Origin of the sequence: Ruminococcus sp. 1001136sp1_2201st1_G3_2201SCRN_220225 (genome assembly GCF_040924365.1) — a bacterium.
Lineage (GTDB): Bacteria > Bacillota > Clostridia > Lachnospirales > Lachnospiraceae > Blautia_A > Blautia_A faecis.
Window position 1 is genome coordinate 37,910 of the sequence record NZ_JBCOME010000008.1, and the last position, 23,186, is coordinate 61,095.

General features: G+C 43.5%; 20 protein-coding genes. 19 read left to right on the plus strand and 1 reads right to left on the minus strand.

Features of this window, described 5'->3' with window-relative positions:
- Nucleotides 1-119: 119 nt before the first annotated feature.
- Both AB5642_RS04520 and AB5642_RS04525 read left to right on the plus strand, forming a co-directional pair.
- Complete coding sequence (locus AB5642_RS04520; protein ID WP_117676027.1) at nucleotides 120-833, plus strand: DUF975 family protein; 714 nt, start codon at nucleotides 120-122, stop codon at nucleotides 831-833.
- Complete coding sequence (locus tag AB5642_RS04525) at nucleotides 823-1,812, plus strand: phosphatase PAP2 family protein (RefSeq protein ID WP_173718916.1); 990 nt, start codon at nucleotides 823-825, stop codon at nucleotides 1,810-1,812. The genes AB5642_RS04520 and AB5642_RS04525 overlap by 11 nt, the downstream gene beginning before the upstream one ends.
- A gap of 28 nt (nucleotides 1,813-1,840) precedes the next feature.
- Here the strand turns inward: AB5642_RS04525 and AB5642_RS04530 are convergent, their stop codons facing one another.
- Nucleotides 1,841-2,026: a hypothetical protein gene (locus AB5642_RS04530; protein ID WP_148462071.1), complete on the minus strand. Its 186-nt coding sequence runs from the start codon at nucleotides 2,024-2,026 to the stop codon at nucleotides 1,841-1,843.
- Nucleotides 2,027-2,315: 289 nt separating this feature from the next.
- Between AB5642_RS04530 and AB5642_RS04535 the strand changes: the two genes are divergently transcribed.
- From AB5642_RS04535 to AB5642_RS04615, 17 genes are all read left to right on the plus strand, one after another.
- Nucleotides 2,316-2,513 carry a helix-turn-helix domain-containing protein gene (locus AB5642_RS04535; protein WP_173718917.1) on the plus strand — a complete coding sequence of 66 codons (198 nt, stop codon included), beginning with the start codon at nucleotides 2,316-2,318 and terminating at the stop codon, nucleotides 2,511-2,513.
- 56 nt (nucleotides 2,514-2,569) lie between these two features.
- A complete protein-coding gene (locus AB5642_RS04540) occupies nucleotides 2,570-2,746 on the plus strand; it encodes a tyrosine-type recombinase/integrase (protein WP_148462081.1) in 177 nt (58 codons plus the stop codon).
- A gap of 101 nt (nucleotides 2,747-2,847) precedes the next feature.
- Nucleotides 2,848-5,472 (plus strand): DNA mismatch repair protein MutS, encoded by a 2,625-nt coding sequence (gene mutS, locus AB5642_RS04545; protein WP_334285830.1) that lies wholly within the window; start codon nucleotides 2,848-2,850, stop codon nucleotides 5,470-5,472.
- 98 nt (nucleotides 5,473-5,570) lie between these two features.
- Complete coding sequence (gene mutL, locus AB5642_RS04550) at nucleotides 5,571-7,784, plus strand: DNA mismatch repair endonuclease MutL (RefSeq protein WP_173718918.1); 2,214 nt, start codon at nucleotides 5,571-5,573, stop codon at nucleotides 7,782-7,784.
- Between the two features lie 117 nt (nucleotides 7,785-7,901).
- Nucleotides 7,902-8,852, plus strand: coding sequence for a tRNA (adenosine(37)-N6)-dimethylallyltransferase MiaA (gene miaA, locus AB5642_RS04555; RefSeq protein WP_173718919.1), 951 nt, complete (start codon nucleotides 7,902-7,904; stop codon nucleotides 8,850-8,852).
- 95 nt (nucleotides 8,853-8,947) lie between these two features.
- Nucleotides 8,948-10,225: a methionine gamma-lyase family protein gene (locus tag AB5642_RS04560; RefSeq protein ID WP_173718920.1), complete on the plus strand. Its 1,278-nt coding sequence runs from the start codon at nucleotides 8,948-8,950 to the stop codon at nucleotides 10,223-10,225.
- A 105-nt stretch (nucleotides 10,226-10,330) separates the two neighbouring features.
- On the plus strand, nucleotides 10,331-11,521 hold the full coding sequence (locus tag AB5642_RS04565) for an NAD(P)/FAD-dependent oxidoreductase (RefSeq protein ID WP_173718921.1): 1,191 nt from the start codon (nucleotides 10,331-10,333) through the stop codon (nucleotides 11,519-11,521).
- A 14-nt stretch (nucleotides 11,522-11,535) separates the two neighbouring features.
- The gene (locus AB5642_RS04570; RefSeq protein WP_173718922.1) at nucleotides 11,536-13,134 is read left to right on the plus strand and encodes an NAD(P)/FAD-dependent oxidoreductase; all 1,599 of its coding nucleotides are present in this window, start codon (nucleotides 11,536-11,538) and stop codon (nucleotides 13,132-13,134) included.
- Nucleotides 13,135-13,354: 220 nt separating this feature from the next.
- Entirely contained in the window at nucleotides 13,355-14,068 is a 714-nt protein-coding gene (gene radC, locus AB5642_RS04575) for a DNA repair protein RadC (protein ID WP_330590270.1), read from the plus strand.
- Nucleotides 14,069-14,152: 84 nt separating this feature from the next.
- A complete protein-coding gene (locus tag AB5642_RS04580; protein WP_148463010.1) occupies nucleotides 14,153-15,166 on the plus strand; it encodes a rod shape-determining protein in 1,014 nt (337 codons plus the stop codon).
- 55 nt (nucleotides 15,167-15,221) lie between these two features.
- Nucleotides 15,222-16,220, plus strand: coding sequence for a rod shape-determining protein MreC (mreC, locus tag AB5642_RS04585; protein ID WP_148463011.1), 999 nt, complete (start codon nucleotides 15,222-15,224; stop codon nucleotides 16,218-16,220).
- Nucleotides 16,210-16,737 carry a rod shape-determining protein MreD gene (mreD, locus tag AB5642_RS04590; protein ID WP_148463012.1) on the plus strand — a complete coding sequence of 176 codons (528 nt, stop codon included), beginning with the start codon at nucleotides 16,210-16,212 and terminating at the stop codon, nucleotides 16,735-16,737. The genes mreC and mreD overlap by 11 nt, the downstream gene beginning before the upstream one ends.
- A gap of 56 nt (nucleotides 16,738-16,793) precedes the next feature.
- Nucleotides 16,794-19,619, plus strand: coding sequence for a penicillin-binding transpeptidase domain-containing protein (locus AB5642_RS04595; protein ID WP_308768469.1), 2,826 nt, complete (start codon nucleotides 16,794-16,796; stop codon nucleotides 19,617-19,619).
- A 130-nt stretch (nucleotides 19,620-19,749) separates the two neighbouring features.
- Nucleotides 19,750-20,532, plus strand: coding sequence for a septum site-determining protein MinD (gene minD, locus AB5642_RS04600; protein WP_148463014.1), 783 nt, complete (start codon nucleotides 19,750-19,752; stop codon nucleotides 20,530-20,532).
- 91 nt (nucleotides 20,533-20,623) lie between these two features.
- Entirely contained in the window at nucleotides 20,624-20,866 is a 243-nt protein-coding gene (gene minE / locus AB5642_RS04605) for a cell division topological specificity factor MinE (protein WP_118580224.1), read from the plus strand.
- Between the two features lie 4 nt (nucleotides 20,867-20,870).
- Nucleotides 20,871-22,031 carry an FtsW/RodA/SpoVE family cell cycle protein gene (locus AB5642_RS04610; protein WP_148463016.1) on the plus strand — a complete coding sequence of 387 codons (1,161 nt, stop codon included), beginning with the start codon at nucleotides 20,871-20,873 and terminating at the stop codon, nucleotides 22,029-22,031.
- Nucleotides 22,028-23,083 (plus strand): D-alanyl-D-alanine carboxypeptidase family protein, encoded by a 1,056-nt coding sequence (locus AB5642_RS04615; protein WP_173718923.1) that lies wholly within the window; start codon nucleotides 22,028-22,030, stop codon nucleotides 23,081-23,083. The genes AB5642_RS04610 and AB5642_RS04615 overlap by 4 nt, the downstream gene beginning before the upstream one ends.
- Nucleotides 23,084-23,186: the final 103 nt, after the last annotated feature.

Below are 23,186 nucleotides of genomic sequence, written 5' to 3' on the forward strand. Positions count from 1 at the left end.
CAGAGACTCTGCCTGAACTGACTGGGGATAATGCATTGTAATAGATTATGAAAGCCGGATGACATATTTCAGATATGAGATATTTGCATATGGGTAGTTTGAAGAGGAGGGAATTGTATATGTGGACAAGGAGAGAATTGAAAGAGTGTGCCAAACAGCTTTTAAAGATAAATTATTGGAAAGCAGTTCTGGCAGGAGTTATATTATCCCTGATTGGAGGTTCAGGAGTGGTCTCGGTAGTAGAAAGGTCTTCTTCCGGAAGTTTTGATGAAGTGATAGGCGCAGTAGAAACTGATGATTTTGGCCTTGTTTTAGGAATTGCACTTGGAATTGTGGCAGTTGCGTTGCTTGTTAACTTTATTATGACGATTTTGATTTGGAATCCTCTGGAGGTGGGATGTAAAAAGCTGTTTATTCAATGTGAATACGGAACAGCGGAGACGAGATGTATCTGGTCGGTGATCAACAGGAGAGATGGAAAGAATGTTGGCTGGATTATGTTTTTGCGGACATTGTTTGTAAGCTTATGGAGTCTTTTGTTTATAATTCCGGGAATTATAAAACAGTATGAGTATATGATGATTCCGTTTTTGTTGGCAGAGAATCCACAGATGAATCGAAAAGAAGCTTTTGAAAAGAGCCGTCAGATGATGAAGGGAAATAAGTGGGCTGCATTTGTATTAGATCTGTCTTTTATAGGATGGAGCCTTCTGGGAATTATAACATTCGGGTTGGTTAATATATTCTTTGCCGGACCATATCAGTATTTAACACAGTCACAGCTTTATTTTCGCCTGAAAGAACAGCAGAAAGAGGAAAGCTATGGATATTGAGTATTTATTGTACCTGCAACAATTTCGCGAAACGGTTGGCAGTATTCTGACACCGCTTATGAATGCAGTAACAAAGCTGTCCGCAGGATTTTTACCTATTGCAATGATGTGTATGATTTACTGGGCATTTGACCGGAAGGCGGGACGAAAAATCCTGGCAGGACTTGGGGGCGGTCTGTTTATCAACGGATTTTTAAAGCTTACTTTCTGTGTCTATCGCCCATGGATACGGGATACACGGATTTTACCCTATGGTGATTCTAAAACAGCAGCTACCGGATATTCATTTCCAAGTGGGCATACAACGCGGGCAACGGCTATGTTCGGTGGAAGTGGACTTTGGTTCATGGAAAAAAAGCACAGTGTCGTTGCAGGTCTGTTGTTTGTGCTGGTATTTCTGACTATGTTTTCACGAAATTATCTGGGAGTGCATACTCCGCAGGATGTTCTGGTGGGATTTATATCAACAGCAGTTATGATGTATCTGACCGGGTGGTTGGAATTGTGGAGTGAAAAAGACAAAAAAAGAGACCTCATGATTCTTGTGGCAGGGCTTTTGATCTGTATTGCTGCTGTGCTGTACTATGAATACAAACCATATCCACTTGATTATCTGCCGGATGGATCACTTCTGGTTGATCCTGCTAAAATGCGGGGAGATGCATATGAAGGAGTCGGATTTATTGCATCCTTTGTCATCTGCAGGATACTGGAAAAAAGACAATTAGATTTTGACAGAATTTCGCAAAAGCTAAGGTTGTTTATCAGTATTTTTGCATTAATTCCTTTGTACTGGTGGATAAATACAGGGTGCCCATATATAATAGAAGAAATAAGCCGAAGCCTTGGCAAGTTCCTCAGATTTGGGCTTGGAATCATATATATCATGGTGCTGGTGCCAGGAACGGTGGTACTGGCAGGAACTCTGACTAATCGTGGAAGTGATAAGGTGACCAGAGAAAAACAGGGGCAGCCCTAAGGCTGCCCGGAAGGATTGATATAGTTATTTACGAATAGGACTTCAACGCTTTTTGAATTTCCTCCATATTCATGCCTCGTTTTAACATATTGTTTATCCTCATCTGCTCCCTATATCTGGGATCATCCATAGTAGGACGGCCAAAACCACCGGCAACATTTTCTAATTCTTCTTCAGATAATTCGTTTGTAATGTTCTGTTTGATTTCGCTCATAATAGTTCTCCTTTCCTGTAAGAATTCGAATGCTTCCTATCTGTTTATAAACATCAGAAGAGGATTTGTCACATTATATGAAGAAAAAATTATTTTTATCTAGAGATCTTTGATGCAAAGCGTCAGAGACCAGATACAATAAACAAATGATAAAAATACAGCATCAGTCAGATGATATGATAAACAAATTGCATACTGGAGGATGGAAAAGTGGATAAACAGAGTATATTTAGAAGGGAAAGTCTTGATCGTGTTGAAAACAGAACACAATTTCGAAAGGAGAACAGTTATGTTGAAAAGTAGAGGCGGACGAGAAGAAAATGAGAAACTTCTTCTTTCAGTAAAAGAAACTTGCGGACTTACCGGATTGTCTGAAAGGACAGTGCGAACTTTAATGGCAGAAAATGATTTTACCGTTCGGATTGGGCGAAGAACCCTTGTTCATAAGAAAAAATTTGAGAAATGGCTGGAAAAACAGGAGACTTGAATATTTTTCTGGAACGTGTTAATATTCTGATGTACTTGTGATCTGGTCGGGAAAGGATGAAAACCAGATATTATGAGGTGTTTTATATTATTTTAAACACTGGGATGCGTATTGGAGAACTGGCAGCTCTTATGTGGGAAGACATTGATTTTCATGCACACCGAATCCGCATTTACAAAACACTTAATAAAACTACGATATTTTATGATGATAGTAAGAGAAGAATAAGATGAATACAAATGAAACAAAAAATGAAAATACCGTGCAGAAACCGTGCAGTAACACTTCCAAAAGCGGCGCAAATGTAGATAAATCAAGGGGTTCTGGCAAAAGAATGAACATGTCGCCCATGATGCAGGAATACTGCAAAACAAAAGAAGAATACAAAGACTGCATCTTATTTTATCGTCTCGGGGATTTCTACGAGATGTTTTTTGATGATGCACTTCTGGTATCCAAGGAGCTGGAACTGACGCTCACCGGTAAAGACTGCGGTCTGGAAGAACGTGCTCCTATGTGTGGAATTCCCTTTCATGCAGCTGATACCTATATTAACCGTCTTATTGAACGGGGACATAAAGTTGCAATCTGCGAACAGGTAGAGGATCCGAAAAAAGCAAAAGGACTTGTAAAGCGTGCTGTTATCCGTGTGGTTACTCCCGGAACTACTTTAGATGCAACTTCTTTGGATGAGTCAAAGAACAATTATCTGATGTCAATTGTCTCCATAGCAGACCGCTTTGGTTGTGCAATAGCGGATATTACCACAGGTGACTGTTTCCTTACAGAAGTACCAAATAGCCAGAAACTGGTTGATGAGATCAACAAATTCAGTCCGGCTGAAATCATATGTAATGATTCCTTTTTTATGAGTGGGGTTGACACAGACGATTTGAAAGAACGTCTTGGAATTTGTATTTTTTCCCTGGATGCCTGGTATTTCGATGATGATACCTGCAGAAAAGAATTAAGGGAACATTTTCACGTAACCAATCTGGAAGGCCTTGGAATCAGCGATTATGACAGTGGAATCATAGCTGCCGGAGCGCTGTTTTTGTATCTTAAGGAAACGCAGAAGACTGCACTTTCTCAGATGACTACCATCCGTCCTTATACGGCAGAGCGTTATATGCTGATTGACAGCTCCAGCCGACGAAATCTGGAGTTGGTGGAGACCCTCCGTGAAAAGCAGAAAAGAGGTTCTCTTCTCTGGGTACTGGATAAGACTAAAACAGCCATGGGTGCCCGTACTCTTCGCTCCTTTGTGGAACAGCCACTGATCGATGCAGAAGAGATCAATCGCAGACTGGAAGCTCTTGAAGAGCTGAATGAGAAACCGATGCTCCGCGATGAGATCCGGGAATATCTCAATCCAGTGTATGACCTGGAGCGTCTGGTCAGCCGCATCAGCTTTAAGTCTGCAAATCCAAGAGATATGGTAGCATTTGCGTCCTCTCTGGAAATGATTCCTTATATTAAACAGGTTCTCAAGGACTTTCAGGCACCGATTCTGAAAGAAATCTACGAGGACATGGACAGTCTTGAAGATATTACAGATCTGATCAAGCACGCCATTGTAGATGAACCGCCCCTTGCCCAGAAGGATGGAGGCATTATTCGTGAAGGCTTTAACGAAGATGTGGATAAATTCCGCAGTGCCCGCACAGATGGAAAAAAATGGCTTACAGAGCTGGAAACAAAGGAACGTGAGCGTACCGGAATCAAATCCCTGAAGATCAAATATAACCGTGTATTCGGCTATGCCCTTGAGGTAACCAATACGTTTAAAGAACTGGTGCCGGAGAACTACATCCGTAAACAGACTCTTGCAAATGCAGAACGTTATATTACCGAGGAGTTGAAAAACCTTGAAAATATGATCCTTGGCGCTGAAGATAAACTTTATGCCCTGGAATACGAGCTGTTTTCCAATGTCCGTGATAAAGTTGGCCAGGAAGTGATAAGAATCCAGCGTACAGCCAAGGCAATTGCAGGTCTGGATGTGTTTGCATCCCTGGCGCTTGTTGCTGAGCGCAATCATTATGTACGTCCGAAGGTAAATGAAGGCGGAATTATAGATATCAAAGGTGGTCGTCATCCGGTTGTAGAGCAGATGATCGATAATGATATGTTCATTGCCAACGATACATACCTTGACAATACTAAAAAAAGAGTTTCCATTATTACAGGTCCAAATATGGCAGGTAAATCCACATACATGCGCCAGACTGCGTTGATCGTACTTATGGCACAGATTGGAAGCTTTGTTCCGGCAGATAAGGCTGTAATTGGAATTGTGGACAGAATCTTTACTCGTGTAGGTGCATCAGATGACCTTGCCAGCGGACAGAGTACTTTCATGGTGGAAATGACTGAGGTTGCCAATATCCTTCGAAATGCCACTGCCAAGAGCCTTCTGATCCTGGATGAGATTGGCCGTGGAACCAGTACCTTTGATGGTCTTGCCATTGCCTGGGCAGTGATTGAACATATCAGCAATACAAAGCTCTGTGGAGCCAAGACACTATTTGCCACACATTATCATGAACTGACAGAACTGGAAGGGAAGCTTTCCGGCGTTACCAACTACTGCATTGCAGTTAAGGAAAAAGGTGATGATATTGTTTTTCTCCGTAAGATCGTGAAAGGCGGCGCAGACAAGAGCTATGGAATTCAGGTCGCCAAGCTGGCAGGTGTTCCGGATTCTGTTATTAACCGTGCAAAAGAGCTGGTCGAGGAATTAAGCGATGCAGACATTACTGCTGCTGTAAAAGATCTGGCTTCACCGAAGAAGAAGCCGAAGGTAGAAATGGATATGGCGCAGATGTCATTATTTGACACTGTACAAGACAATGACATTATTGAAGAATTAAAAGGCATTGACATTGGAAATCTGACTCCCATGGAAGCCTTAAATACGTTATACAATCTTCAGAATAAGATAAAGAACAGATGGTAACTGACAGCTGACTTTCATATATGGTGCTGTCACCGGCAGGCGACATGTCCGTATTGTGAACCGAAGCGGTCAACCTGCTTTTATATGGAGAGAAAAACTTGAGAAAAATAGCAGTTTTAGATAAACATACCATTGATAAAATTGCAGCAGGTGAGGTGGTAGAGCGCCCTTCTTCTGTTGTAAAGGAGCTTGTAGAAAATTCCATTGATGCTGGTGCTACTGCTGTAACAGTAGAGATTACAGATGGAGGAAAGAAGCTGATCCGTATTACAGACAACGGAGGGGGAATCGAGGCTGCTCAGGTACCTACGGCATTCTTAAGTCATGCTACCAGCAAAATTGAAAAAGTAGAAGATCTGGAAAACATAGCCTCACTGGGATTTCGTGGTGAGGCTTTATCCAGTATTGCCGCAGTTTCCCAGGTGGAGCTGATCACAAAAACTCCTTCTGCTATCAGCGGCGTGCGTTACGTGATCGAAGGCGGCGTAGAACAAAGCCTTGAGGAAATGGGAGCTCCAGATGGAACTACTTTCCTGGTTCGGAATCTCTTTTACAACACACCGGCCCGGAGCAAGTTCCTGAAATCTGATTCTTCAGAAGCAAATTATATTGGAACTATGATGGAACAGCTTGCTCTTTCCCATCCGGAGATTTCTTTTAAATATATTCAGAACAAACAGGTGAAACTGCATACTTCCGGCAATTATAATGTGAAGGATGTTATTTATAATGTATATGGCCGGGATATGGCGAAAGCACTTCTGGAAGTCTCCTACGAAAATGATTTTATGAAAATTGAGGGATACGCCGGCAAACCGGAGGTTTCCAGAGGAAACCGAAGCTTTGAGAACTACTATGTAAATGGCAGATTTGTGAAAAACAATATTATTACGAAGGCCATTGAGGATGCATATAAGGGCTTTGTCATGCAGCATAAATTTCCTTTTGTGTCATTGCAGATCCAGATGACAGGAAATGATCTGGATGTAAATGTTCATCCCCGGAAACTGGAGGTTCGTTTTGCAAGAGGGGCGGAGGTGTATGATGCCATTTACGAGGCTGTTCACAATGCGCTTCTTCACAGAGAACTGATACCGGTTGTTCCAGTGGGAAAAGAGGAGCGGGAATCAAAGGTGGCAGCAGTAAGCCGCGGAGCAGTTCCGGAGCCATTTGAGAAAAGTCGCAGGACGGAACTTCATTGTGAAGGTGCTGCTGAAAAAGCTGGTCGAAGCAGCGCAGGGAATAATGAAAGCTGCTATTCACAGGCTGCTGAAAAAACAGTTCTAACTGGAAAAACAGCTCTAACTGAAAAAACAGCTCCAACTGGAAAAATAAATTCATCTGGAAGCCTTGTAAACAGCTCTGGCTGTCAGGCCAGCAGTGTGCTTCGTGAGCAGGCAATTTATCAGGCGAAGCCATTTAGCAAGGAAGAGGAAGCTCTTTTTGCAGGAACTTTAAAAGAGGCTGCGGAGGCAGATAAAAGAGCGGATGAAAAAGCAGAAGAAAAAGCAGAAGAAAAAGCGGATAAAAGTGCAGATGAAAAAGCGGCAGAAGATAACATATCGGTTGAGAGAATGAATGAAGCCGATAATCAGGCAGAGACTGCTGTATCCGTAAACTATGAGATACCAGATAAATCTGAGCCTGGACAGAGTGATCCAGGTACAGAATATCCATCCGTTGGGGGAAAGCAGCTTGAGCTTTTTCAGGAGAAACTTCTGGCACCAGAATCCCGAAACCGCCATAAGCTGATTGGCCAGTTGTTTGACACCTACTGGCTGGTGGAATTTGAAAACCAGTTTTACATTATCGACCAGCATGCAGCTCACGAAAAGGTAAATTATGAGCGCTTTGTAAAACGTTTTAAAGAACAGTCCATTGAATCGCAATATCTGAATCCTCCGCTTGTGGTGACCTTGAACATGGATGAACAGGCGAAATTAAAAGCCAACGAAGAATATTTCAGGAAATACGGTTTTGAGATTGAACCCTTTGGTGGAAGGGAATACTGTATCAGTGCAGTTCCGACAAATTTGTACGGATTCCATGAAGAAGAACTCTTTCTGGAAATGCTTGACAATCTGGGAGGAGAAGGTGCAAAGGATGCTTTTGACCTTTTCACAGCAAGACTTGCCACAATGGCATGCAAATCTGCTGTCAAAGGAAATCATCAGATGTCTGCTCTGGAGGCAGATAAGCTGATCGACGAGCTTCTTACTCTGGACAATCCATATAATTGTCCTCATGGCCGTCCCACTATCATTGCGATGACGAAGACTGAAATTGAAAAGAAATTTAAGCGAATTGTGTAATTCAGAAACAGATTGCTGACTTTCTGCAAGAAAGCAGTATAAAAGAAAGCAGGCAAAAAGCTTTTTTCAAGCACGTTTCATGAATGACAGCGCAATATCGTATAAACAGGAGAGATTATGAAAAAACCTCTTATTGTCCTTACCGGTCCCACTGCAGTTGGAAAAACCAGGCTGTCTATTTCCCTGGCAAAAGCCATTGGCGGCGAGATCATATCTGCAGACTCCATGCAGGTTTATAAATATATGGATATTGGCTCCGCGAAGATCATGCCAGAAGAAATGCAGGGAGTTCCCCATTACCTGGTGGATGAGCTGATGCCAGAGGAAGAATTTCACATTGTACGTTTCCAACAGATGGCAAAGGATGCCATGGAAAAGATTTATACCAGGGGACATATTCCCATTCTGGTGGGGGGAACCGGCTTTTATATTCAGGCGGTGACCAGAGACATTGATTTTACCCAGGCCGAGCAGGATGATGGATATCGGGCCGGTCTGGAGGCGCTTGTCCAGGAAAAAGGTGCTGCATATCTTCATCAGATGCTGGCAGAGGTGGATCCCAAAAGCGCCGAAGTGATCCACGAAAACAACACGAAGCGTGTAATCCGCGCACTGGAATTTTATCATCAGAACCATAGCCCTATTTCCGCACACAATGAGGAGCAGCAGGAACGGACCAGCCCCTATAATCTGGCATACTTTGTGCTGAATGCACCACGGGAGCTTTTATATAAACGCATTGATAAGCGGGTGGATGAAATGATGACCAGCGGTCTTGTGGCAGAAGTCCAGAAGCTGAAGGACATGGGCTGTCATAGAGGTATGGTTTCCATGCAAGGCCTTGGATACAAAGAAATCCTGGCCTATCTGGATGGAGAAATGTCGCTGGAAGAGGCTGTGCGGATCTTGAAGCGCGACACCCGGCACTTTGCCAAACGCCAGCTCACCTGGTTCCGCAGAGAGCCGGAAACAGTGTGGGTGAATAAAGATGAGTTCGGGTATAACGAGGATAAAATGCTGGAGTATATGCTGAATGTTTGCCATGAAAAAGGAATAACTGGAGAGTAGTTATTTCAATAATCAGATTTTCCCCAGGGGAATCGCCCGCCTTTGAAAATAACAAAAAATGGAGGAATACCGTCAGACAGACGGAAAGAATTATTATGAAAGAATTATACGAGCAGCTGGGAATTTCTTCCCAGGTTTACGATTTTTGCCATGAAATAGAGGAATCCTTAAAGGAGCGTTTTGAAAAGTTTGACAAAACAGCAGAATATAACCAGATGAAGGTGCTTCTGGCTATGCAGAAAAACCGTGTCAGCGAGGAGTGTTTCGGTTCTTCTTCCGGTTACGGCTACAACGATTACGGTCGTGATACTCTGGAAAAAGTTTATGCGGATACATTCCACACAGAAGCATGTCTGGTGCGTCCGCAGATTGCGTGTGGAACGCATGCCCTGGCCATTGCTCTTTTTGGAAACCTGCGTCCAGGCGACGAAATGCTGGCACCAGCCGGAAAGCCATATGATACTCTTGAAGAGGTGATCGGTATCCGTCCATCCAAGGGCTCCCTGGCAGAATACGGAGTAACTTATCGTCAAGTGGATCTTCTTGAGGATGGAACTTTCGATTATGAAAATATCCGCAAAGCAATCAATGAGAAAACAAAACTGGTTGAGATTCAGCGTTCCAAAGGCTATATGACACGCCCCTCTTTCTCAGTAAAGCAGATTGGCGAGCTGATCGCATTTGTAAAGAGCATTAAGCCTGATGTGATCTGTATGGTAGACAATTGCTACGGCGAATTTGTTGACACGATTGAGCCCAGTGATGTTGGTGCAGATATGGTGGTTGGTTCTTTGATCAAAAACCCGGGCGGCGGACTTGCTCCAATTGGCGGTTACATTGCGGGAACCAAAGAGTGCGTGGAAAATGCTTCTTACCGTATGACCTGTCCGGGACTTGGTGCTGAGGTGGGAGCTTCACTTGGCGTAAACCGCTCCTTCTATCAGGGATTTTTCCTTGCACCGATGGTGACCAAGGGTGCGTTAAAGGGCGCTGTTTTTGCAGCCAATATTTATGAAAAGCTTGGATTTGACGTGGTTCCAAATTCCACAGAGCCAAGGCAGGATATTATTCAGGCAGTGACTTTAAAAAGTCCGGAGCGTCTGATCGCGTTCTGTAAGGGGATTCAGGCTGCTGCCCCGGTTGACAGTTATGTTGATCCGGAGCCATGGGATATGCCAGGTTATGACAGCCAGGTCATTATGGCGGCTGGCGCATTTGTACAGGGCTCTTCTATTGAGCTTTCCGCAGATGGACCTGTGAAAGAGCCATATGCCGTATATTTCCAGGGAGGACTCACCTGGGAGCATGCAAAACTTGGTGTTATGATGTCCTTGCAGAAACTTGTGGAGCAGGATTTGGTAAAATTACCGTGAAATCATGAAAAACATGAATTTTCGTGCAACGCCAGGCGTATAACTGTGAAGCGCTGAACCGTTACCATAAGTTCTTTCAAACAGATGTAAAAAACGGGAGTTTATATGGAGAAAAAACGTGTTATCGTTACAGGCGGCGGGGCGTCCGGGTTGATGGCTGCCATTGCAGCTGCAGAAAACGGGGCCGCTGTAACCATATTGGAACAAAATGAAAAACCAGGCAAAAAGATCTGCGCTACAGGAAACGGCAAATGTAATTTTACCAATATCCAGGTGCCGTCTGATGCATATCGAAGCGAAAATCCAGGCTTTGAACAGGCAGTTCTGAACCAGTTTCCGGTAGAAGACACGGTGAAATTTTTTACCCGGCTTGGAATTTATCCTGTAAATAAAAACGGCGGCTATCTCTATCCTCACAGCGGACAGGCAGCAAGCGTTGCCGAGGTATTGTGTATGGAAGCACGGAATCTTGGGGTAAAGATCAAGACCAACCAAAAAGTACAACGTGTTTTTAAGGAACAGGATATCTGGAAGGTTCAGGTAGAAGGCTGGATATACGAGGGTGAGGCTGTTATTCTTGCCAATGGTTCCAAAGCTTCTGCAATTTCCGGTTCAGATGGCAGCGGTTATGAGCTTGCCGCAGCACTGGGGCACAGGCTTATAGAGCCTCTCCCAGCTTTAACTGCCCTGAAATGCAGGAATACAGGCTTTTCCGGCTGGGCAGGTGTTCGAACAGAAGGCAGAATTACGCTGCTTGTGGATGGGGAAAAAGTCACAGAGGAAACAGGAGAACTACAGCTTACTGATTATGGCGTATCTGGAATTCCGGTGTTTCAGGTCAGCCGATACGGAATCCGTGCACTGAAACAGGGAAAAAATGTGACTCTGATTTTAAATTTTCTGCCAGAATTTTCCCGGGAACAGTTAAAAGCTTTTCTGAAAATACGAAAGGAAAACTGCCCCTATAAAGGAAAAAAAGACTTTTTGACCGGACTTTTCCCGGATAAGCTTGCAAAAGTGCTTTTGTCAGCAAATGATCTGGAAGAAGCAATCAGCAGCTATCCGCTTAAAGTGACTGGTTATCAGTCTTTTGAACAGGCACAGGTGTGCTCAGGCGGCGTTGATACTACGCAGGTTAACGCCCGGACCTTGGAATCCACACGAAATTCAGGCCTATATTTCGCAGGAGAACTATTGGACATTGATGGGAAATGTGGCGGTTACAATCTGCAGTGGGCCTGGTCCAGCGGTTATGTTGCAGGAGTGAATGCCAGCAAAATGTCAGAGCGTGTTTGAAAAAGGAGAATAACATGATTCGAATTACCCAGCTGAAACTTTCAATCAATCATACCCCGGAAGAGTTAAGCCAAAAGATCCGTAAGGAGCTTCGTCTGAAAAATGAAGGCTTCACTTACGAAATAGTGAAGCAGTCACTGGATTGCCGGCATAAAGAGGATAAGAAATTTGTTTATACAGTAGACGTGTCTTTGCAGGATATAAATCAGGAAAACAAGATCTTACGAAAGGTTCATGATAATAACATTATGTCAACCAAGAAAAAGGAATACATATTTCCATCTCCTGGTGAAGAGGAACTGAAATATCCGCCAGTCATTGTAGGAAGCGGACCTGCCGGAATTTTTTGTGCCTGGTATCTGGCAAGGGCAGGTTATCGGCCTCTTGTTCTGGAACGGGGAGAGGAAGCGCATATCCGTCAGAAGACTGTCGAGAATTTCTGGAAAAATGGCATACTGGATCCGGATTCCAATGTGCAGTTTGGTGAAGGTGGGGCTGGTACTTTTTCCGACGGAAAACTAAATACTCTGGTAAAGGACCCTTCAGGAAGAAATCATGAAGTACTGAAGCGTTTCGTGCAGGCGGGTGCACCGTCAGAAATTATCTATCAGCAGAAACCACATCTTGGTACAGACGTGCTGGTTGGTGTGGTGGAGACTCTTCGCCATGAAATTGAGGAAATGGGCGGGGAATTCCAGTTCCGTTCCAAAGTGACAGATCTTTTTTTTGAAAACAGTCAGTTAAAAGAAATTGAGATAAATGGGGAAAAAAGGATTCCTGCCCAGGTATGTGTGCTGGCAGTTGGACACAGCGCAAGAGATTCTTTTTCCATGTTTGAGAAAAAAGGAATCTATATGGAACCAAAATCTTTTGCAGTAGGTGTACGTATGGAACATCCACAGTCCATGATCAATCTGGCTCTTTATGGGGAAGAGGAAAACGAGAAACTTGGAGCAGCTGCTTATAAAGTCACTCACACATGTGAAAATGGCCGTGGTGTTTATTCCTTTTGCATGTGTCCGGGAGGTTATGTGGTGAACGCTTCTTCGGAACCGGAGATGCTTGCTGTAAATGGTATGAGCTATCAGGCCAGGGACAGCCGCAATGCAAACAGTGCGCTGATCGTATCGGTGACTCCGGCTGATTTTCCAGAAGAGGGTCCACTGGGCGGTGTAGCATTCCAGCGCAGTCTGGAACGCGCAGCGTGGAAAGCTGGAAATGGTAAGGTTCCGGCACAGTTGTTTGAAGATTATCAGAATCATAAGCCAAGTACAAGACTTAAAGATGTAGAACCTTGTATTAAGGGTGACTGTGTTCCAGGTGATGTGCGCAGTATTTTTCCAAAAGAGATCGGTGATTCCATAGAAGAGGGTGTTCTTGCCTTTGGAAAAAAAATCAAAGGCTTTGACCGTCCTGATGCAGTGTTGTCCGGCGTGGAAAGCAGAACATCATCTCCGGTGCGTATTGTCCGTGATAAGGATTCCCTGGAAGCAAACTATGAGGGGATTTACCCATGTGGGGAAGGCGCTGGATATGCAGGCGGGATTACTTCTGCTGCTATGGATGGCATAAAAGTAGCGGAAGCTGTTTCTAAAAAGTTTAGAAATTTTTAGGAGAGAGTGTACATCTCTCCTTTTTTATGCTAAAATGAGTCTGCATTGTGAAACACAATGCGGGGAAAACTGTCTTTGTGTCTCGGGGAATAAGAAGAATCTGCTTATTATGGCATGAAGAACAGTCCCATTACTGTTCATTGGCAAAGCTGCGCGAAGTATGCTTTGGGTATGGTGTGAGCAGTATCCTGTCAGTCCTGGAGAACTGCAGGTGAAAGATATGAATGAAATGAAACAGACCATCAGAGAACTGCCGGAGTCGTCACGTCCTTATGAGAAATGTCTGCAGTGGGGACCATCCGTGCTCAGCGACAGCGAGCTTCTGGCAGTGATCCTGAGAAGCGGTGTACAAGGCTGCAATTCTCTTGTACTCGCCAATCAAATCTTAAGTCTTACGAAAGATACCTCCTATCCGGGACTTCTGGGACTTTTACATATGTCCATTCCGGATCTGATGAAGGTGAACGGAATCGGGAAAGTCAAGGCCGTCCAGCTGAAATGTATCGGGGAGCTTTCCAAGCGGATGGCGTCTGCTGTTGCCAGACCAAGACTTTCTTTTAACGAACCCATCACGATAGCAAAATACTATATGGAACGTCTCCGGCACGAAGAGCAGGAAGTATTGATCGTTATGTTGCTGGATGGAAAAAACCATTTTCTTGGTGAGCAGATGCTTTCCCGGGGAACCGTGAATTCAACTCTGATCACTCCAAGGGAGGTTTTTATGGAAGCATTGAAGTTTCACGCTGTAAGTGTGATCCTGGTTCATAACCATCCAAGCGGAGATCCTACGCCCAGTGAATGTGATAAGAAAATTACAGAGCGTATTTACCGGTCTGGGGAGATTCTTGGGGTGAAGCTTCTGGATCACGTTGTGATCGGTGACCAGAGATACATTAGCTTTAAAGAACAGGGAATGATGCCGGAGGAATGATCCGCCGGAAGTGCTGACGCCGTCTGTAAACCAGTGGCGGGTATTTGTTTTTGCAGGGCATAGTAAGGATGAAGGGACAGATATATGCTGTTTGAAAAAACATATGGAATAGACCTTGGAAGCAGTTCCGTCAAGGTCTATTCCATGATTCGAAATAAAAGCTACATTGAGAAGAACATGATTGCGGCCAAGGGCCGCAAAATCATAGCCGTGGGCAACGAAGCGTATGAAATGTTTGAGAAAGCACCCTCTGATATTTCCGTAAGTTCGCCGATGGCTTTTGGTATGATAGCCAATCTGGAACTGCAGGAAATTGTACTTTACAGTATGATGAAAAAAATTGATAAAATTCTGGGAATAGGCTCTGTCATGTACTTTGCAGTTCCTCTGGACATGACTGCTATTGAAAAAAGAGCTTATTATCAGGTGGCGAATGGACATTGGCTGCGGAAGAACAGGGTTTACATGGTAGAGGCTCCTATTGCAGATGCCATAGCTATGGGTGTGGATCTGGAGAACAATGCAGGAAGCATGATCGTAAATATTGGTGCCCAGAGTACGAATTTTTCCATTATTACGGGAGGCCGTATTATCATAAACAAGAAGATTCCAATTGGCGGACGTCAGATGAATGAGGCCGTGTGCAGCGAAGTACGCAAGCGTTATAATCTTCAGATCGGTACCCGTACCGGGAAGCGGCTGAAGCTGGTAATGGGACGGCTTGCAGACCAGCATAAGCAGGCACGTAAGGTTGTAGGAATTGACAGTGTTTCCGGTCTTCCAAGGGAAGAGGTTATTTCTGCCTATGTAGTCAATGCGGGAATCATGAACTGTGTCAATGAGATCGGTGCCCAGATGAAGGTTTTTCTGGAACGTATCCCGCCGCAGATATCCTACCACATTGCGAAAGAAGGCATTTTCCTTACCGGAGGGAGCACCAGAATCCCTCATATAGATACATATCTGGCAAGTTACACAGGCTATTCTTTTAACCTGTCAGATCTTTACGAAACTTCAGCTGTAAAAGGTCTGGAGAAGATCATCCACGACAGAGAACTTCGTAAATGGGCTCAGCCCATCACACAAAGAAAATTATAGTAACTGTGAAGGTACTGAACAGTTATAAATCATAAATTTTTAGGGGTGCCATTTTATGAAAAACCTTAAGAAAAAATTTCGATTTCGCATAAATCTGAAAAGTAAACATTTGCTGGCGATTATGACACTTTTCTGTCTGAGCTGTATTGTGGCTACATTTGCTTCAGGTATTTCCACAGCTCCTTTGCAGGAAACAGCGGGAATTGTCATAGTCCCTTTTGAAAAAAGCATTGAAAAGATCGGCAGTATGGTCCGTTCTATTAGGGACAGTTTCAAGGACAAACAGGATCTGCTTTTTGAAAATGAAGAGCTGAAGGCAGAACTGGACAGTCTGACTACACAGAATAACAAACTGATCCAGGATCAGGGGGAATATCAGAGACTGAAAGAACTTTACAATCTGGATCAGACCTATGAGGACTATCCGAAGGTGGCTGCGACTATCATTTCCAAAGATCCTGGAAACTGGTACGATACCTTTATGATCAACAAAGGTTCTGATGATGGGATAAGGGTCGATAATAATGTGATCGCAGGCAAGGGGCTTGTTGGAATTGTCACAGAAGTTGGTTCCTCCTGGGCTACTGTCCGCTCCATTATTGATGACAGCAGCAGCGTAAGTGCAATGACTGTAAGCACTTCTGATAACTGTATTGTAAACGGAGACCTGGAACTGATTGATGAAGGAAAGCTTCGCTTTGAGCAGCTTTATGATCAGGAGAACAAGGTGACTGTCGGGGAACGTATTGTTACTTCCAATATCAGTGAGAAATTTGTAGAAGGATTGTTTATCGGATATGTAAGCGAAGTGCAGGTAGACAGCAATAATCTGACTAAGACAGGAACCATTGTAACACCTGTGGATTTCCTTCATTTGAAAGATGTATTTGTTATTACTGTGAATAAGCAGGATCTGGTAGACGGAACTGCGCAGGTGGAAGGCAATTCTGACAGCGGCAGTTCTGACAGTACTTCTGGCGACAGCAGTCAGGAGAGTAGCGGCAGTACTGACAGCAGTGCGGCAGACGGACAGGAGGGCGCAGATGAAGGGTAAGATTGTCTATTTTCTTACGATCGTAATATGTTTTCTTCTGCAGTGTACGGTTATGGATCTGATTTCTATTGGCTCTGTAACTCCTAATCTGATGCTGGTTTTCTGTGTATCCATGGGGCTTATGCGCGGGCGCAAAAGCGGCCTTTGGGCAGGATTTTTTTCAGGGCTTTTTGTGGATCTGTTCTTTGGATCAGTATTTGGATTTTATGCTTTGATCTATATGTATATTGGTTATTTAAGTGGATATGCGCACAGGATTTATTACGATGATGATGTGAAGGTTCCTATGTTTCTGACTGCAGTTGCAGATCTTTTATATAATCTGTCTGTTTATGGGCTGCAGTTCCTTTTAAGAGGCAGACTGGGACTTGGGACTTATCTGTACAGGATCATTATCCCGGAAATGTTTTACACGGTATTTATTACCTTGATTGTATACCGGATTTTCCGTTACATAAACTATCACTACATGAACATAACCAGGAAAGAAAGTGAGTCAATTTGGGTACTAAAATAAAACGAATTTTCAAGAAAATCAGTTTAAAACGAACAACAGTCCTGATCTTGGTATTTGTGATAATGTCAGTTGTTCTGGTGCGTAGATTATTTGATCTGCAGATTATTCAGGGAGAGGATTACATCAGCAAATTCCAGGCCAGGACAACCAAAGAGCGTGTGCTCAAGAGCACCCGCGGAAATATTCTGGACAGAAACGGAGATATTCTTGCATCTAATGTGCTATCCTATTCTCTGACGCTGGAAGATAATGGAACTTACACTTCTACAAGGGAGAAGAATCTTACATTAAATGGTGTAGCCTATCAGGTACTTCAGATCCTTCACAGCAACGGAGATGATATTACCCATTCCTTCCATATTGTGGTAGATAAGAATGGAGAGTATGCTTTTGATGTTGTTGAGGGCTTTACCCTGAATCGCTTCCGTGCCGATATTTATGGACAGGCATTGATCGATGATCTGAAAGATGAACAGAAGACGGCGACTGCGGATCAGATGATGGAGTTTCTCACTGGTTCCGAGAAATTTTCTATTGTTCTTAGCGGTGATCGTGCTTATACAGAGGACGAGCTGATCTCCCATGGTCTGCCTCTTACTTTGACCAAGCAGGAAATGCTTGATATTGCAACTATCCGCTACGAACTGAATACCAACAGTTTTAAGAAATACATGCAGGTTACCATTGCTACCAATGTCAGTGAAAAGTCGGTAGCTGCGATCATGGAGAATAAGACCGGACTGCAGGGAATTGATGTGGTTGAGGATTCCATCCGCCAGTATATTGATGATGAAAGCATGGCACCAATCCTTGGCTATACTGGTAAGGCTTCCTCCGAGGAGCTGACAGAGCTTCGGAAACAGAATCCGGATTATTCCAATGATGCGATCGTAGGTAAAGCAGGAATTGAGCAGTATATGGAACTTACCCTTCAGGGAACAGACGGTAAGGAGACGGTTTCTGTTGATAACCTTGGAAAGGTTCTAAAAATTGACGAGGACACCAAAGTAGAGCCGGTTGCAGGAGATGATGTGCAGCTTACTATTGAAACTGACTGGCAATCGGCAATCTATCAGATCCTCAAACAGCGTGTGGCTGGTGTTCTTCTGACGAAAATTGATGCGGCAAAGACTTTTGATTACACGTATGTCACAGATGCCAGTCAGATCCGTATTCCTATTTATGATGTATACAATGCCCTGATTTCCAACAGTGTGATTGATATCACCAAATTCAGCAATGAGGATGCCTCTGACATAGAAAAAAATTTATATGCCAAATTTCAACAAAAGCAGCAGAGAGTTTTTGATACAATAAGCACGAAGCTGAATGGCTCAAACCCGCCAGCCTATAAGGATGAAGATGAAGAAACACAGGAATATTTGTCTTACATCTGTAATGACCTTCTTAGAGACACGCTTGGAATTATTTCCAAAGATGCCATCGATACATCAGATGCTACTTACAAAGCATGGACAACAGATGAAACCATCAGCCTGAAGGATTACCTGACTTATGCCACAAGCCAGGGCTGGATCGACATCAGCAGCTTTTCACCGGAAGGAGAGTATCTGGATTCTGAGGAAATTTATCAGGCACTGACAGAATATATTATTGACTATCTCAGTACGGATACTGGATTTTCCAAGCTCCTTTACAAATATATGCTGCAGGAAGATACAATTTCCGGACAGGAAATCTGCCTGGTGCTTTATGAGCAGGGAGTCCTTGACAAAAATGATGATGATTATGAGAATCTGGCTTCCGGAGCAATGGGAGCTTATGATTTTATGATCAATAAGATATACACTCTGGAGATAGAGCCTGCACAGCTGGCATTAATGCCATGCTCAGCGTCCGCTGTAGTTGTAGATGTAAAGACTGGAGATGTGGTTGCACTTGTTTCCTATCCCGGATATGACAATAATCGTCTGACCAATGATATGGATACAGATTATTACGCAAAGCTGGCACTTGACCAGTCCAGTCCGTTCTTCAATAAAGCGACCCAGCAAACCACTGCACCAGGTTCCACACTGAAGCTTCTTTCAACAATTGCAGGAATGGAAGAAGGAATTATTGACGAAGGTACATATATTGAATGTACCGGAACTTTTGACTATGTAGATCCGCCTATTAATTGCTGGTATAAGAATGGTCATGGAAGTCTGGATATCCGTACTGCAATCGAGCAGTCCTGTAACTATTTCTTTAACATGATCGGTTTTCAGCTAGGAAAAGTTGGGGATAATGAGTTCTCCGAGGTGCAGAGTCTGAATAAGCTTCAGGAATATGCCTCTTTGATCGGTCTGGACCGGAAGACTGGAATCGAGCTTTCAGAGGCAACTCCGAAGGTTTCCGATGCCAAAGCAGTTCCATCTTATATGGGACAGGGAAATAACCTGTTTACCACATCAGAACTGGCTCGTTATGCTACTGTTATGGCTACTTCCGGAAATGTATTTAAACTGACCCTTCTGGACAAAGTAATGAACCCGAAGGGAGAAGTGATCCAGGAGTATGAGCCGGAAATTGAGGATGTGGTAAATATATCTTCAAATATCTGGGATGTGATCCATGATGGTATGCGTCGTGTGATCCAGACTCATTCCCAGTTTGATGGTCTTGGAGTAGAAGTGGCAGGTAAAACCGGTACAGCAGAGCTGGATCTTCGTCATCCAAACCATGGTCTGTTTATCGGTTATGCGCCGGCCTCTGATCCGGAGTATGCAGTGGCAATCCGTATTGCCAATGGTTACAGCTCCGGTAATGCATGTCTGATTGCTAATGATATTTTTAAATATATGTACAATCTTGCAGATAAAGATTCTATTCTCACAGGTATTGCTTCTACAGATACCAGTGATACATCGAATGACTAAAAACGATTTTGCTGCTGTTCATAGTCTGATCAGCAGTACTGGATATGCCTGCCGGGAGTGTTCCGGCAGGCATATCCATAAGAGAAATACCAGGATTTTGGAACATTTTGTTTAGGAGGAATCAGAAGAAATGGGTGAAGTCATTGTCATTACATCCGGAAAAGGCGGTGTAGGAAAAACCACTACAGTTGCCAATATAGGAACTGGTCTGGCTATGATGGGAAAGAAAACCGTGGTTGTGGATACGGATATTGGTCTTCGTAATCTGGATGTTGTGCTTGGGTTGGAGAACCGGATCGTGTATAATCTGGTAGATGTGGTGAATGGAAGCTGCCGTCTGAAACAGGCTCTGATCAAAGACAAGCGCCATCCGGAGCTCTATCTGCTGCCATCTGCGCAAACCAAGGATAAAACTGCCGTATCACCGGAACAGATGATCAAACTGACGGATGATCTGCGAGAAGAGTTTGATTATATATTGCTGGATTGTCCGGCTGGAATTGAGCAGGGATTTAAGAATGCCATTGCAGGTGCAGATAAAGCTCTTGTAGTGACGACACCGGAGGTATCTGCAATTCGCGATGCGGATCGTATCATTGGGCTTTTGGAAGCAAATGATCTGCGGGATATCCATCTGATCATCAACCGTCTTCGTCCTGACATGATCGCCAGGGGAGATATGATGTCTGTGGATGATGTGACAGAGATTCTGGCTGTAGATCTGATTGGAACTCTTTTAGATGACGAACAGATTGTGATAGCAACCAATCAGGGTGAGCCTCTTTCTGGTAAAAATTCTCAGGCGGAGGAGGAATACCAAAATATTTGCAAACGGCTTATGGGAGAGGAAGTTCCCTTTGCAGAACTCAGACAGAAGAAAGGTATGTTTTCAAGACTGTTTAAAAGACATTGATATTCAGGTAATAATTAGTTACGCAAAATAGCATGTTGGTTGTTTGTAATAATGTTATGTCAACTAATGCTCTGGAATGGAGGGATTTTGCATGAAGACCTTTTTAAATGAAAGAAGGCGTTCAGCAGGATATGCTCGCGACAGGATGAAACTTCTTCTTATCTCAGAACGCATAGAATGCTCTCCACAGATGATGAAAATGTTAAAAAGTGACCTGGTACATACAGTAAAGAAGTATGTGACCATAGAGGAAACTAAAGTGAAAATACAGATATCACAGGAACCGCCTGTTTTAATGGCGTATATTCCTGTGTTGACGAAAAAGGACAGATAAATTTATGATTAAACAGTATAAGCTACGTTTTTACAATTTTAAACTAGTGATCCTTCTGACTGCGATCAGTCTGTTTGGAGTGCAGCTGGTAGCAAGTGCGTCTCCAGATCTTCGAAACAAACAGCTTTTGGGCGTTGTGATGGGGCTTGTGTTGCTGGTGATCTTATCGTTAATGGATTATTCCTGGATATTGAATTTCCAGTGGATCATGTATGGTTTTAATCTGCTTATGCTTATTGGTGTACGATTGTTCGGAAGTGAGGCAGGAGGTGCGTCCAGATGGCTGGATATCGGTGGTTTCCGTTTTCAGCCTACCGAGCTTTCCAAGGTTATTATTATTCTGTTTTTTGCCAAGTTTTTTATGGATCATGAAGATGATATCAATACTTTCAGGGTGTTGGCAGAATCAGTGCTCCTTCTGGCTGTTCCATTGGCTCTTATTTATGCACAGCCGGATATGAAAAATACCATTACGGTAACCATTATTTTCTGTATTCTGCTGTATATAGCAGGACTGAGTTACAAGATCATCGGAGGTGCGATTCTGATCGCGGTTCCCCTTTTGATCATATTTTTGTCCATTGTTGTACAGCCGGATCAGACCCTGATCAAGGATTATCAGAGAACGCGTATTATGTCTTTCCTTTACCCGGAAAACGAGGAATACCAGGAGGATATTGAACAGCAGAATAACTCGAAGACGGCGATTGCCTCCGGAGAACTGGTTGGAAAAAAACTTACCGGGGATGACCAGGTTTCTTCTGTAAATGCTGGAAACTTTGTTGCAGAGAACCAGACTGACTTTATCTTCGCGGTTGCCGGAGAGGAGTATGGATTTATAGGATGTACAACTTTGGTCGTATTATTGTTGTTGATTTCAGTTGAATGTATCAGGATGAGCCTTAGGGCAAAGGATCTGGCCGGGAAGATTATCTGCTGCGGAATTGGAAGTGTCGTAGCTATACAGAGTTTTTTAAATATCTGCGTTGCTACTGGACTGGCACCTAATACTGGTACGCCTCTTCCTTTTGTAAGTTATGGTCTGACTTCCCTGGTCAGCTTGTTTATTGGTATGGGGCTTGTGATGAATGTAGGTCTGCAGAGCAGTACTTATAATAAAGAACTTAAGAGAAAAGAAATTGATAAGAAAGAGGAATATTTATGACAGCCGCAAAAAAGAAGAACTCAAGACGTAAACAGGCAAGATTTCGAAGTTCCAGAAGAAAGAGGATCAGAAATACTGTTCTTTTGCTGTTTCTTTTGGTTGTGCTTGGCGGTACTGGGATCGGTGCAATTTATGTTCTACGAAATGGAACTGTTTTTGATAAGCTGGAGGAGGCATATGTAGCTTCCAGAGAGTTTTCTGGTGGAATTACAGACTTAGACAGCCTGAGAACTGATGGTTTTGCCAAGAATCTGTGTGTGGTCGTATCAGATGTTCCTATGGATGGTGTTTCCCTTGGGGAAAATCAGAAAGGACTTCTTCTGGATCTGGATGACAGAAAGGTGCTTTATTCCAAACAGGCACTTCAAAAGGTATACCCGGCAAGTATCACCAAGATCATGACAGCTATGCTGGCACTGAAATATGGAAATATGGATGATGTAGTAACCATTACACAGGAGAATCTGAATCTGGAGGAGGGTTCACAGGTTTGCGGCTTTTGGGCAGGTGACCAGGTGACTCTTGATCAGCTTCTTCATTGTCTGTTGGTTTATTCGGGTAATGATGCAGCAGCGGCTATTGCAGAGCATGTGGGTGGTTCTACAGAGGGGTTTGTGGAGATGATGAACAGTTATGCCAGGGAACTTGGCTGTACCGGAACTCATTTTACCAATCCTCATGGTCTGCAGGACGAAAACCATTATACCACTCCCTATGATATCTATCTGATGCTAAAGGAAGCTTTGAATTATCCGGAGTTTACTCAGATCACACAGTCCGGATCTTATACCGTAGAATATACTCATGCGGACGGAAGCAGTGCAAGTACCACATTACTTGCCACAGACCATTATCTCACAGGAGAAGCTACCCCTCCTAAGAATGTGACTATTCTAGGTGGAAAGACAGGTACTACGGACAATGCAGGCAACTGTCTGGCGTTGCTGAGCCAGAATGCTTATGGAAAGCCGTACATTTCCATTGTAATGGGTGCCTCCACAAAAGACGAGCTTTATGAGCAGATGTCGTCCCTTTTGCAGAATATAAACTAGTCAGTCTGTTTATGAATCGTAGCCACAATTGAGAAAAATAGACAGAAATATTAAAAAAACTCTTGAAAATTTAGAAAAATTATACTATAATATGAAACATATT

Excerpts from the sequence above, each read along its gene's own strand:
- AB5642_RS04520 (WP_117676027.1), top strand. The coding sequence starts at position 120 with ATGTGGACAAGGAGAGAATTGAAAGAGTGTGCCAAACAGCTTTTAAAG.
- AB5642_RS04525 (WP_173718916.1), top strand. The coding sequence starts at position 823 with ATGGATATTGAGTATTTATTGTACCTGCAACAATTTCGCGAAACGGTT.
- AB5642_RS04530 (WP_148462071.1), bottom strand. The coding sequence starts at position 2,026 with ATGAGCGAAATCAAACAGAACATTACAAACGAATTATCTGAAGAAGAA.
- AB5642_RS04535 (WP_173718917.1), top strand. The coding sequence starts at position 2,316 with ATGTTGAAAAGTAGAGGCGGACGAGAAGAAAATGAGAAACTTCTTCTT.
- AB5642_RS04540 (WP_148462081.1), top strand. The coding sequence starts at position 2,570 with ATGAAAACCAGATATTATGAGGTGTTTTATATTATTTTAAACACTGGG.
- mutS (WP_334285830.1), top strand. The coding sequence starts at position 2,848 with ATGAACATGTCGCCCATGATGCAGGAATACTGCAAAACAAAAGAAGAA.
- miaA (WP_173718919.1), top strand. The coding sequence starts at position 7,902 with ATGAAAAAACCTCTTATTGTCCTTACCGGTCCCACTGCAGTTGGAAAA.
- AB5642_RS04560 (WP_173718920.1), top strand. The coding sequence starts at position 8,948 with ATGAAAGAATTATACGAGCAGCTGGGAATTTCTTCCCAGGTTTACGAT.
- AB5642_RS04565 (WP_173718921.1), top strand. The coding sequence starts at position 10,331 with ATGGAGAAAAAACGTGTTATCGTTACAGGCGGCGGGGCGTCCGGGTTG.
- AB5642_RS04570 (WP_173718922.1), top strand. The coding sequence starts at position 11,536 with ATGATTCGAATTACCCAGCTGAAACTTTCAATCAATCATACCCCGGAA.
- radC (WP_330590270.1), top strand. The coding sequence starts at position 13,355 with ATGAATGAAATGAAACAGACCATCAGAGAACTGCCGGAGTCGTCACGT.
- AB5642_RS04580 (WP_148463010.1), top strand. The coding sequence starts at position 14,153 with ATGCTGTTTGAAAAAACATATGGAATAGACCTTGGAAGCAGTTCCGTC.
- mreC (WP_148463011.1), top strand. The coding sequence starts at position 15,222 with ATGAAAAACCTTAAGAAAAAATTTCGATTTCGCATAAATCTGAAAAGT.
- mreD (WP_148463012.1), top strand. The coding sequence starts at position 16,210 with ATGAAGGGTAAGATTGTCTATTTTCTTACGATCGTAATATGTTTTCTT.
- minD (WP_148463014.1), top strand. The coding sequence starts at position 19,750 with ATGGGTGAAGTCATTGTCATTACATCCGGAAAAGGCGGTGTAGGAAAA.
- minE (WP_118580224.1), top strand. The coding sequence starts at position 20,624 with ATGAAGACCTTTTTAAATGAAAGAAGGCGTTCAGCAGGATATGCTCGC.
- AB5642_RS04610 (WP_148463016.1), top strand. The coding sequence starts at position 20,871 with ATGATTAAACAGTATAAGCTACGTTTTTACAATTTTAAACTAGTGATC.
- AB5642_RS04615 (WP_173718923.1), top strand. The coding sequence starts at position 22,028 with ATGACAGCCGCAAAAAAGAAGAACTCAAGACGTAAACAGGCAAGATTT.